This window comes from Erythrobacter longus (genome assembly GCF_000715015.1).
In the GTDB taxonomy this organism is placed as follows: Bacteria; Pseudomonadota; Alphaproteobacteria; order Sphingomonadales; family Sphingomonadaceae; genus Erythrobacter; species Erythrobacter longus.
Genome location: NZ_JMIW01000001.1, coordinates 980653 through 992368 on the forward strand (window position 1 = coordinate 980653; position 11716 = coordinate 992368).

The 11716-nt window shown below is 57.0% G+C and carries 13 protein-coding genes; 6 read left to right on the forward strand and 7 right to left on the reverse strand.

Annotation, left to right across the window (positions count from 1 at the left end):
• Window positions 1-134: 134 nt before the first annotated feature.
• The 5 genes from EH31_RS04810 to EH31_RS04830 all read left to right on the forward strand — a co-directional run bounded on the left by EH31_RS04810 (window position 135) and on the right by EH31_RS04830 (window position 4824).
• Complete coding sequence (locus tag EH31_RS04810; RefSeq protein ID WP_034958397.1) at window positions 135-1811, forward strand: vWA domain-containing protein; 1677 nt, start codon at window positions 135-137, stop codon at window positions 1809-1811.
• Window positions 1812-2024: 213 nt separating this feature from the next.
• Window positions 2025-2603: a helix-hairpin-helix domain-containing protein gene (locus tag EH31_RS04815; protein ID WP_034959018.1), complete on the forward strand. Its 579-nt coding sequence runs from the start codon at window positions 2025-2027 to the stop codon at window positions 2601-2603.
• A gap of 92 nt (window positions 2604-2695) precedes the next feature.
• On the forward strand, window positions 2696-3061 hold the full coding sequence (locus EH31_RS04820) for a response regulator (protein WP_034958398.1): 366 nt from the start codon (window positions 2696-2698) through the stop codon (window positions 3059-3061).
• A 106-nt stretch (window positions 3062-3167) separates the two neighbouring features.
• Window positions 3168-3809, forward strand: a complete 642-nt coding sequence (gene maiA / locus EH31_RS04825; protein WP_034958399.1) for a maleylacetoacetate isomerase — start codon at window positions 3168-3170, stop codon at window positions 3807-3809.
• 4 nt (window positions 3810-3813) lie between these two features.
• Window positions 3814-4824, forward strand: a complete 1011-nt coding sequence (locus EH31_RS04830; RefSeq protein ID WP_034958400.1) for a fumarylacetoacetate hydrolase family protein — start codon at window positions 3814-3816, stop codon at window positions 4822-4824.
• Here the strand turns inward: EH31_RS04830 and fghA are convergent.
• From fghA to EH31_RS04850, 4 genes are all read right to left on the reverse strand, one after another.
• Entirely contained in the window at window positions 4821-5663 is an 843-nt protein-coding gene (gene fghA / locus EH31_RS04835; protein ID WP_034958401.1) for an S-formylglutathione hydrolase, read from the reverse strand. The genes EH31_RS04830 and fghA overlap by 4 nt on opposite strands.
• 1 nt (window position 5664) lies before the next feature.
• Window positions 5665-6021 (reverse strand): cupin domain-containing protein, encoded by a 357-nt coding sequence (locus tag EH31_RS04840; RefSeq protein ID WP_034958402.1) that lies wholly within the window; start codon window positions 6019-6021, stop codon window positions 5665-5667.
• Entirely contained in the window at window positions 6021-7127 is a 1107-nt protein-coding gene (locus EH31_RS04845; RefSeq protein ID WP_034958404.1) for an S-(hydroxymethyl)glutathione dehydrogenase/class III alcohol dehydrogenase, read from the reverse strand. Before EH31_RS04845 ends, EH31_RS04840 begins: the two co-directional genes overlap by 1 nt.
• A 64-nt stretch (window positions 7128-7191) precedes the next feature.
• Window positions 7192-7875, reverse strand: coding sequence for an alternative oxidase (locus EH31_RS04850; RefSeq protein WP_241765825.1), 684 nt, complete (start codon window positions 7873-7875; stop codon window positions 7192-7194).
• 281 nt (window positions 7876-8156) lie between these two features.
• Between EH31_RS04850 and EH31_RS04855 the strand changes: the two genes are divergently transcribed.
• Entirely contained in the window at window positions 8157-9608 is a 1452-nt protein-coding gene (locus EH31_RS04855; protein WP_081853217.1) for an NAD-dependent succinate-semialdehyde dehydrogenase, read from the forward strand.
• 40 nt (window positions 9609-9648) lie between these two features.
• On the opposite strand, the gene EH31_RS17635 is transcribed toward EH31_RS04855, so the two are convergent.
• The 3 genes from EH31_RS17635 to EH31_RS04865 form a co-directional block, all read right to left on the reverse strand.
• Window positions 9649-9810, reverse strand: a complete 162-nt coding sequence (locus EH31_RS17635) for a hypothetical protein (RefSeq protein WP_161782125.1) — start codon at window positions 9808-9810, stop codon at window positions 9649-9651.
• A gap of 170 nt (window positions 9811-9980) precedes the next feature.
• On the reverse strand, window positions 9981-11150 hold the full coding sequence (locus EH31_RS04860) for an alpha-hydroxy-acid oxidizing protein (RefSeq protein ID WP_034958408.1): 1170 nt from the start codon (window positions 11148-11150) through the stop codon (window positions 9981-9983).
• 84 nt (window positions 11151-11234) lie between these two features.
• The gene (locus EH31_RS04865; protein WP_051698935.1) at window positions 11235-11603 is read right to left on the reverse strand and encodes a thiol-disulfide oxidoreductase DCC family protein; all 369 of its coding nucleotides are present in this window, start codon (window positions 11601-11603) and stop codon (window positions 11235-11237) included.
• Between the last annotated feature and the right edge of the window lie 113 nt (window positions 11604-11716).

Below are 11716 nucleotides of genomic sequence, written 5' to 3' on the forward strand. Positions count from 1 at the left end.
CCGAACGAAGATACCAATTCTGAGGCTTTCCAATGCTTGTGCAGCGCATCATTTCATCGCCCTTACAGCACGTTCAGTCGGCATTAACGGGCTTAAGGTGACCAATGAAGACGGGTTATTTGTGGGGATGTGACATGCGTCTTGTGAAGTTTACCGGAATTGCTGTTCTTAGTCTTTTGATCGTTGGTTGCGCAGCTGAAAGCGGTGATCTTGCCGGCAGCAGCAAGACCGCTGGCGATATCGCAGTTGCGCCTCCTCCCCCGCCTCCACCGCCTCCGGTACTTTCACCCTCACGAAAAGAGACCGTAGTGGTGACCGGATCACGCATGGCGAACGTGACCGCCGATGGCTATTACGCCCCGCCCGTCATGGTGCCGAGCGATCCCGGCCGCGAACGGTATGACGGTGAAGAAGTCTCTCCGGTCAAATTGACCAGCGCAGAACCCGTCAGCACCTTTAGCGTGGACGTTGATACAGGCGCCTATGCCAACACGCGCCGCTTCCTTCGCCAAGGGGCCTTGCCGCCGCGTGATGCGGTGCGAACCGAGGAAATGATCAACTATTTCCGCTATGATTACGACAAGCCATCTGGCACCGACACGCCCTTCACCACCAATATCGACGTCGCCAAAACGCCTTGGAATGACGACACCTATCTCATGCGCGTTGGCCTTCGCGGTTATGATATTGCTCGGGATGAGCGACCTGCATCGAACCTTGTGTTCCTGATGGATGTATCCGGCTCCATGGGTAGCCCGGACAAGCTCCCCTTGGTGAAAACTGCCCTTGCCGGGCTTGCAAGCGAGCTTGGCGAACAGGACCGCGTGTCGATCGTCGTTTATGCAGGAGCCGCTGGCCTCGTGCTGGAGCCGACCAACAACACCGCCAAGATCCGCAGCGCACTCAACAAACTCAACGCAGGCGGCTCAACCGCTGGCGGGGCAGGGATTGAGCTTGCCTACAATATTGCCGAGGACAACTTTATCAAGGGCGGCGTCAACCGCGTGATCCTTGCCACTGATGGCGATTTTAACGTGGGTGTGTCGGATCGTGATGCCCTTGTCGAGATGGTCGAAAAGAACCGCGACCGGGGCATTACGCTTACCACATTGGGCTTTGGTACAGGCAATTACAACGAAGCTCTGATGGAGCAGATCGCCAATCACGGGAACGGCAATTACGCCTATATCGACAGCGCTTTGGAAGCGAAGAAGGTGCTGGGCGACGAGATGAGCTCTACCCTCTTTACCATCGCCAAGGATGTGAAAATCCAGGTCGAGTTCAACCCGGCGGTGATCGCGCAATACCGCTTGGTCGGATACGAAAACCGCGCGCTTCGCGAAGAAGACTTCGAAAATGATGCGGTGGATGCAGGCGATATTGGCGCAGGCCACCAGGTGACCGCGATCTACGAAGTTGTGCCCACCGGCAAAAAGGGCTGGATCGCGCCCAGAAGGTATGGGGGCCGTTACGAAGACCAGCCCCAGCGTGCGGCCACTGACCGCGTTGCCGAAGCGGCGCATGTTAAGCTGCGCTACAAATTGCCAAATGGAAGCCGATCGCGCCTGCTTGAACAGGTGGTGATGAGCGACGCCTTCACCCGCGCACGGGCACCAAGCGGTGACTTTGCCTTTGCAACGGCGGTCGCTGCCTACGGTCAGCTTCTTCGCGGCGATGAGATGATGATGGACTTCACCCACGAAGATGTCGGAACCCTCGCCGGACGCCAAAGCAATTTCTGGAGGCAGGAATTCCTTGAGCTGAACGCACTTGCAGCGTCAGTGAACCCAGTCCGGCGCGGCGGCGGCTGAGCGCACCCGCTAAATTGGCGGCAAGCCATAGGCGGCCGGGTCTTCCAACGCTTACCTTTAGAATACCTGGCCCCCAGAAAACTTGGCCCACGGAAGACCTGGCCGTTTCCTTTTGCGCAATCAGCCTTCAACAAAAAGGGACTACGCCCAGACAAACCATGCTGCTAAAGGCGCAACGCTAACACTCAACTGATTGAAAGACGCGCCATGGTTATGCCAGCCACCTTCCAAGAAGCCCTTCCGTTTATCCTGCTTGGCCTTGCGCTTTTGGTCGCGCTTTGGATCATTTTCAGAGCTTCGCGCAAAACGAAAGTTATTGGCGAGAAAGAGGGCGATGTTCTTGATGATGGCGCAGGTCCTGCCGCTCGCAATCAGGCGCTGATCGATGCGCCGCGCTCTGTCGAGATCAACACAGGCGAGACCTCCGCCCTTGCCAATTCGGATGCGGTAGCCGCAGCACCTGCCATCGCGGACGCAGAAGCTGGCGCTTCAGTGCCTGCGACACGATCAGTTCCCGAAGCGGCTGCTTCTCCCTCGCCTGCGGCAAGCGCCGGAGACGATCTGAAAAGGATCAAGGGCGTCGGGCCCAAGCTTGTCACCATGCTTGCCGAGCAAGGCATCACAACATTTGAACAAATCGCCTCTTGGAGCGAGGCAGATATTGAACGTATGGATGCGGGCCTTGGCCGTTTTCAGGGCCGCATCACCCGTGACAAATGGGTTGAACAAGCCAAACTTCTGGCCGCTGGCGATGAAAGCGGATTTAGCGCAACATTTGGAAATAACGGCTAAGCCTCACGAAACTAATCCGAATTGGAGTCGGTCTCTGCGCAAAACTGTGTTAGCCTCCTTTCGAGGGATCAGAATCGGAGGAGGCACAGGCCATGAACCGCAGAATTTTGATCGCCGAAGACGAGATGATCGTCGCCCATGACCTTTGCGAGACAGTTGAGGAGGTCGGGTACCACGTCGAAGGACCGCACTCGGGTATTTCCTCAGCCATGCTGGCCTTCCAAAAAGAAAAACCCGACATTGCAATCCTTGATGTTGAGCTTTCGGATGGCAATGTCTTCGCCTTCGCGCGCACGCTCAAGGCCGAAAGCATCCCGGTGATTTTCCACTCAGGAAGCCTTTCGAAGAGCGAAATCACCAACCAGTTTCCAGAGGCAATTGTTCGAATGAAGCCATGCCCACCCAGCAGTATGCTCGATGCGGTGGGAGAGGCTTTTGAAGATCAAGGCTGCGGCTAACAGCCCTGTATTTAACGCCTTCCCTCTTGCTCCAAGCCTGCGCACCTGCCAAAGCATATCCAACAAGTTTCATTCGAAACTAGTCGCGTTATCCTAAGGGGAAGATGTGAAACTCTACGGCTATTTCCGCAGCTCCACATCCTATCGCTTGCGCATCGCGCTTGAGCTTAAGGGGTTGGCTTACGAGAATATCGGGGTCAACCTGCTCCATTCTGAACAAAAGGACGAAGGCTTTACCAGTCGCAATCCGTTTGGAAGCGTTCCCCTGCTCGAAGCCGATGGGCGCGACCGGGCGCAATCGATGGCGATGATCGAATGGCTGGACGAAGCCTATCCGCAAAAGCCTTTGCTGCCGTCTGATATAGAGGATCGCTACACCGCGCGCGAATTGACCTATGCCATCGCAACTGAGCTGCACGCGCCGCTCAATCTGCCGGTGCTCAAATATCTGAAGAACGAATACGGCAAGTCGCAAGACGAAATCGACATTTGGTATCGCCACTGGCTTGCCCGCACTCTTGTGCCGTTGGAGCAGCGACTGGCGCAGCTTGGCACAGGCGATTTCCTGTTCGACAAACCCGGCATTTTCGAAGTGGTTCTCATGCCACAAATCTACAATGCGCGCCGCTTTGCCTATGACTTTGGCGATGCGCCGCATATGATGCGGATCGAGGCTGCGTGCCTCGCTCTTCCAGAATTCCAGCGCGCGCATCCAGACAACCAGAACGATAATCCTGAAAGGACATGAAGCCATGAAGCTTGCAACCCTCAACGACGGCACCCGCGACGGCAAATTGGTGGTGGTTTCAAAGGATCTGACGCGGTGCTGCGCTGCGGGTTATATCGCGCCCACAATGCAGGCGGCGCTTGATAACTGGGAGCGTGTTGCGCCTGAGCTTGAGCTGCTGGCAACCGATGTCGAACACGAAGCGGTCCCGTGTGAGCGGTTCCACGAACGCCAGGCGCACTCGCCATTGCCGCGCGCCTATCAATGGGCCGATGGCAGCGCCTATATCAACCACGTCGAACTGGTCCGTAAGGCGCGCAATGCCGAGGTGCCCGAAAGCTTCTACCACGATCCGCTGATGTATCAGGGCGGCTCTGACAGCTTCCTGCCGCCGCGCGCCGATATCCCCTTGGGTGATGTCAAATGGGGCTGCGATATGGAAGGCGAGATCGCGGTTGTGGTCGATGATGTGCCGATGGGCGTATCGGTCGAGGATGCAGCCGGTCACATCAAGCTTATCATGCTGGTCAACGATGTATCCTTGCGCGGCCTTATTCCCGGCGAACTTGCCAAGGGCTTTGGCTTCTTCCAGTCCAAACCTTCAAGCGCGTTCAGCCCGGTGGCCGTCACTCCAGAAGAGCTTGGTGAGGCGTGGAAAGACACGCTGATCCACCTGCCCTTGATGGTCGATTACAACGGCGAGCCCTTTGGCCGCGCAGAAGTGGGCGTGGATGCTACCTTCAACATGGCGCAATTGGTCGCCCATGCTGCCAAGACGCGGCCTTTGTGTGCAGGCTCGATCATCGGCTCGGGCACGATCTCGAACAAGGGTAGCGATGGCGGTCCGGGCAAGCCCGTTGCCGAAGGCGGTCTTGGCTATTCCTGCATCGCCGAAATCCGCATGATCGAAACCATCGCTAACGGCGAACCGAAGACCCCATTTATGGCTCCCGGTGACACGGTGAAGGTCGAAATGCGCGACAAGGACAACCATTCGATCTTTGGCGCAATCGAGCAGACGGTCGTGCAAGCCTAAGCGTTCAACCGCCCTGCGTGCCACGCGATATGATCGGCCATAAAGGTCGAGATAAAGAAGTATGAGTGGTCATATCCTTCCTGCATCCGGATGTCGGCGGCGATCCCGGCAGTCGCACAGGCTTCGATCAGACGGCGCGTTTGCAGCTGATCCTCTAGGAAATTGTCCGCCGTGCCTTGATCGACAAGCAGTTCGGGAAGGCGCGCACCATCCTCGATCAGCGCCACAGCATCATATTCGCGCCACGCGGCACGATCCTTGCCCAGATAGCGTCCAAGCGCCTTTTCGCCCCACGGCACATCTGATGGCGCAACGATGGGAGAAAATGCGCTAACCGAGCGGAATACGTCAGGATTGCGCAAGCCGATGGTAAGCGCGCCGTGACCGCCCATCGAATGCCCGGTGATCGATTGGCGCAAAGGATCGACCGGGAAATGTGCAGCGATCAGCGCGGGCAGCTCGCTCTCGATGTAAGAACGCATACGGTAGTGCTTGCTCCACGGGTCACACGTCGCATCGACATAGAAACCGGCCCCCTTGCCAAAATCGTATTCCTCGGCGGCGTCGGGCACGTCATCTCCCCGCGGCGAGGTATCGGGCGCAACGAAGATGATGCCATGCTCGGCGCAAGCGGCGCGGTATTCGCCCTTCTCCATCACGTTGGAATGGGTGCAGGTGAGCCCGGAAAGGTAGGTCACAACCGGCAGCTTCGCGTCCGGTGCATGGTCGGGGACGAAGACTGCGAAGGTCATCTCGGTGCCGGTCGCGCTCGATAAGTGAGAATAGACGCCTTGCGTCCCGCCATGGCTGCGGGTTTCAGATATAGTTTTCAGTTTCACGCTAGACCTCAACCGGTTTGTAAGCAGTTGTCTCATCGCCTGTATTGGGCGTGCCTTCTGCGTCCATAATCAGGAGCTTCACTTCGCCGTTGCGTGCACACGGGCGGTGTTCGGTCCCCTTGGGCACCACGATCAAATCGCCCGCGCTCATGGCCTCGGTGCGATCCCGAAACTCCAATTCAAGTTCGCCCTCTATCACGAGGAACAGTTCGTCTGTGTCCGGGTGAGAATGCCAGTGGAACTCGCCCTCCACCTTGGCAAGGCGAACCTCGTTGCCGTTGTAATGCGCCGCCAGACGCGGAGCCCACTGCTCGTCGAACAGAGCGAATTTGTCAGCGAGCGTGACCTTACCAGCCACTAGAAAACCACCACGCTGCGAATGCTTTCACCAGCGTGCATCAGGTCGAAACCTTTGTTGATTTCGTCGAGGGTCAGGCGGTGGGTGATCATCGGGTCGATCTCGATCTTGCCGTTCATATACCAGTCGACGATCTTGGGCACATCGGTGCGCCCCTTTGCTCCTCCAAAGGCAGTCCCGCGCCAATTGCGTCCGGTGACCAGTTGGAAGGGACGCGTCGATATCTCCTTGCCAGCTTCAGCAACCCCAATGATGATCGAAGTGCCCCATCCCTTGTGACAACACTCCAGAGCATCACGCATCACATCGGTGTTGCCGGTGCAATCGAAAGAGTAATCCGCCCCGCCATCCAGCATCTCGACCAGATGCGCGACCACATCAGACGTCTCTTTGGGGTTTACGAAGTCGGTCATACCAAACTTCTCGCCCCACTCACGTTTGGACGGGTTTATGTCGACACCCACAATGCGGTTTGCCCCCGCCATTTTCGCACCCTGAATGACGTTAAGGCCAATCCCGCCAAGGCCAAAAACCACGACGTTGTCGCCCGGTTGAACCTTTGCGGTGTTGGTCACTGCACCCACCCCAGTGGTGACACCGCAGCCAACATAACAAGTGGTATCAAACGGCGCGTCCTCGCGGATTTTGGCGACCGCAATCTCTGGCAGCACAATGAAGTTGGAGAAGGTCGAACACCCCATATAGTGGAAGATCGTCTGCCCCTTATAGCTCATCCGCGAAGTGCCATCGGGCATCAAACCCTGACCTTGCGTCACGCGGATTGCCTGGCACAAATTGGTCTTGCCAGAGAGGCAGAATTTACACTCCCCGCATTCAGGCGTGTAGAGCGGGATGACGTGGTCATCGGGCGCAACCGAGGTGACACCGGGGCCCACCTCGCGCACCACGCCGCAACCTTCATGACCAAGGACGCTTGGGAAGATACCTTCGCTGTCGAGGCCATCCAGAGTGTACGCATCGGTGTGGCAAATGCCCGTTGCCATCAATTCAACCAAGACCTCGCCCGCCTTGGGGCCTTCTAAATCAAGCTCGACGATCTCAAGCGGTTTCTTGGCTTCAAAGGCGACGGCGGCTCTGGTTTTCATTGCAATGTTCTCCTGCTGCCTTGGCACCCTGACAGCAGGAGAGAATACGGGTCAAGCCGCGATCTCAGGCGCGCTTGGCATCAATCGCTTCGACAAAGCCGTGGTTCACATCGCGGTGCTCCGCCTCATCAGCGCGAACGGCAATGATCACGTCGCGCAGGCGGGCATCCTGGGGAAGCTGCCAATAGTCGATCGCGATTTGCGGGGCAGGCACATTCTCATGGCCCCCAGCATCCACCTCGGCGAGGTAGCCGGTGTAGCTGATCACCGCTTCCTCTTCGAAATATCCCACGACCCGGTGCGCAGTGCGCGGTGCAAAGAGGTAGAGGAAGAAGTAGAAATTGTAGAACACAAGCTGCACCGCAACGATCAAGGCGCGCTCGAAGCGGTTGGGCTGAGCGATCTCGATAAAGGTCATAAGGTGCATCCGCTCATTCTCTGCTTCGTCCAGCAGAGTACGGATCCAACCCTCATCATCGCGCATATATCGCAGCGCTTTGAGGTGTTGCCAAAGGCCTCCGACCATTCCGGGCACTGCAGCGACGGTCTCAAGCACGACGGCACGGTGGCCATAACGTTTGGCAAAGAAGGTATCGGCGAAAAAACGCAGCAGCTTCACAAAGGCAAAAGCAACCTTGTCGCTCACCGTTTCGGGTGCGACGTGGCTGTCGATTACAGCCTCATAATTGACTTGGCGAATAAGCGGACGGGGATCGACATATTGCATTGCACGAACTCGGTTTTGCATATTTGACGCCTACCTTGATAAGATGCGCCAATCTGCGTTTTTGATGAGCCGGATATAGAGTGCTTGAGACGATTTTTCTGTCGAAACGCTCGCAATAGTTGTTCTGTTTTATGCATCATCTGAGCCAAATACGTTTCGGCTCCTGCAAAATTCGCAAACAAATTCGCAGGCAAAGAAACCCGTAAGGATTTCCTTCAAGAGAGCCATTTGCAGTCATTGCAAACCTCTCGCCTTCTGCTAATTCGTTTCTATTGAAACCACCCTTGTGCTCAGGAGCCGCTATGACCGCCTATCCCACCGTAAAAATGCTGATTGGCGCTGAATGGGTGGAAAGCGGTGGCGATGGCTCAATGGCTGTGTTCAACCCTGCCACGGAAAAGGAAATCGGCCGCGCGCCCAAGGTTTCCAAAGAGCAACTTGATGCAGCGCTTGCTGCTGCGGGAGAAGCCTTCCCAGTATGGTCCAAGACGCCCGCGATTGAGCGTTTTCGCATCCTTCGCAAGGCAGCAGACCTCTTGCGCGAGCGGACCGAAACTATCGCGCGTGTGATGACACTTGAGATGGGCAAACCCCACGCTCAGGCCGTAGGCGAAACCGCGGGTGCAGCAGACCTCATCGACTTCCTCGCTGAAGAAGCAAAGCGTCAGGGCGGGCGGCTTGTGCCGGTGCGAAGCCACAATTTGCTTGAGCAACGCGTGACGCAGGAACCGGTTGGTCCCGCGGTCCTCTTTACCCCGTGGAATTTCCCGATCAACCTGCCTGCCAAGAAAATCGCGGGCGCACTTGCCGCTGGATGCACGGCGATTTTGAAGCCTGCCGAGACAACGCCGGCGACCGCGCAAATGCTGGCGGAGTGCTTCGTTGACGCAGGGCTTCCGTCAGGCGTGCTCAATATCGTTTATGGCGATCCGGCGATGATTTCAGAGCATCTCATCACCGCGCAAATCACCCGCAAAGTCTCCTTCACCGGCTCAACTGCAGTGGGCAAGCAATTGGGCGCGCTCGCGGCGCAAGGGTTAAAGCGTTTCACGTCCGAATTGGGCGGCCATGCACCCGTGGTGATTGGGGAAAGCGCAGACTTTGAACGCACGGTTGCGGCCTGCGCTGCGACCAAGTTCCGCAATGCCGGGCAAGTGTGCGTCTCCCCCACCCGCTTCCTTGTGGCGCGCGGGATCTACGACAAATTCGTCGCTGAATTCGCCGCGCGTTCGCAAAAGCTCAAAATTGGCGATGCGAGCGTGGATGACAGTGTCGACATGGGCCCTCTGGCGCACAAAGGCCGCTTGGAAGCGATGCAGCAATTGGTCGCATCAATGGAGGCAGATGAAGGCGAAATCGTCAGCGGCGGCAAGGCATTGGAAGGGCCAGGGCATTTCTTCACGCCGACTATTATCGCTGGCCCATCGCTCAAAAGCCAGTTCATGACCGAGGAACCCTTTGGTCCGGTGGCTGGCATCGTGCCGTATGACACAATCGAGGAAGCGGTCGAAATCGCCAATTCGCTACGCTACGGCCTGTCAGCCTATGCTTTCACAAGCTCGCTCGATGAAAGCCACTACCTTGGCAATTCGCTGCGCGCAGGCATGGTTGCGATCAACCACTTTGCTGTGGGTTCACCCGAAACACCCTTTGGCGGGGTTGGTGACAGCGGATTTGGCTCTGAAAGCGGGGTTGAGGGGTATCTAGGCTATACCGAAACAAAACTGGTCACGGTCGCCAAATCGGCGCCATGACGGCGGTTTTATTCAATAGGCCCGGATTGGCGGGCGCCGCTTAACGCAGGCGGAAAAGCCCTGCGATAAGTTTAGCAAGCGGCTTTTTCGTCGGCATCGGTTGAATTCGGCCGTAGCGCGCGCGGCGCGAGCTTTCGTTGCCAAAGCATACCGTGCGGCCCATTGCATCTGGACCAGATGAGATGATGGTTGGTCGTTCCATTGTTTCTGTCGCGCCCCGAATCGCGTTTTATAATTAATGCGAGGCTATCACCGTTCCTGTGGAAAACTGAGTCGAAATCTGACGTCAGTGATAGGATTTTACGATTAATATAAAGTTTCGTCCACATATGCGCTGCGACCTAAGTAGTTTTCGCAAGCGTTGTGAGGGGCTTACGCGCGATCTGTGCGCTGGGCACCAGCGTCGCGCACGGCCGCCAAGTCGGGATATCCATTGACCGCCATCAGCAGATCGGCCTCTGCCAGCATGCTACGCAAGACCCAGGCCGCGCCTTTCGCGCCCCCGATTGCAAGACCGTATGTGTAAGGGCGCCCTACGCCAACAGCGGTTGCCCCAAGAGCAAGCGCCTTGACAGCGTCGCTGCCTGAACGAACGCCGCTGTCAAACAGAACAGGCGTGTCACCGCTTGCCTTCACCACGTCTGCAAGCAGGTCGATCGTTGCGATGCCGCCATTGGCCTGACGCCCGCCATGGTTTGAGCAATAGACCGCATCCGCCCCGTGATCGACCGCGCGGCGCGCGTCATCAGGGTGGCAGATGCCTTTAAGGACAATGGGAAGGTCGGTCACAGACTTGAACCACTCCATATCGTCCCACGTCAGCACTTGGCCAAAAATGCCTGCAAACAGCATGATTGCCGCCTTGGGATCTTCCTCCGGCGGCTTTTCAAGCATCCCCCGGAAGACCGGATCGGTGAAGTAGTTCTGCATGACCTTGCCGCGAAGCTGCGGGAAGTTGGAGGCATTGAGATCGCGCGGACGCCAACCGGTGAGCCATGTGTCGAGAGTTACTACGATTGCCTTTGCCCCGGACGCCTCAGCCCGCTTTATCAGGCTTGTCGCAAGCTCGCGATTGCGCGGGGTGTAAAGCTGAAAGAAAGCTGGCGTATCGCCGCAAGCTTCAAACACATCCTCCATCGGATCATTGCCCAGGGTCGAAACACAAAACGGCACGCCCGTTTCGGCAGAGGCGCGCGCTGCAGCCATATCGCCGTGACGATCCTGGGTTGCCTCTCCGTTAAGGCCAATCGGCGCCATGAAGAGCGGGCTTTTGAGCTTCATTCCAAACAGGTCAATGGACAGATCGCGCTCGGTACAATCGACCATCATGCGCGGGATCATACCCCAATGATGAAACGCGCCGGAATTGCTGTTCTGGGTATGCTCATCCCCGCACCCGCCCGCGACATAATTGGTGAGCATTTCACCCAGAGCTTGCTGCCCGCGTTTTTCCAAAGTCGCAAAATCAACCGGATAGTCGGGCAACATCCCCTGAAGCCCGGCATTGTAAATCTCGTTCTGCATCCCGCCAAAATTTTCCATGGCTCACACTCTCTCCGTAAATTCTCTCAGGTCCGAGAATGAGGCAAAGCGCCCCTTCCCGGCAAGCCTTTTTGGCAAGAGATTTCAGCGCAGGAGTTTTTGCAAGCGCGGACGCACGCGCAAAAAGAGGATGTATAGCCGCTCAAGCACCGCCAAGACGGCCCGATTTCTGGAAATCAGACCAAGCGGACGGAGCACAGGGATAGCACGCCACATCGCGGCAAATGCCTCTGCCCCGCTCAAAACGCGTCCATTTTCCTCTGCATGGAACCGTGCAAGCAATTCGGATTGATCAATGGGACAGCTGGGGTCTGCGCTCGCCGACACATCGACGAAATCAATCGCGCCTTGACGATCCAGCCGCTTCATCACCCCAATCTCGCGGATGCAGAGTGGACAGGCTCCATCGAACCAGACTTTTGTGCGGGGTTGAGAGGGCGCTTGCATATCCATGAAAGTGGGATTGGGCCGTGCCCTATTCAAGATCAACCTGATCACCCCAAAAGCAAAGGCGCCAAGTGTCATGCACCCAGCGCCCTTGATTATTGCGTCGATTGTTCAGTGGA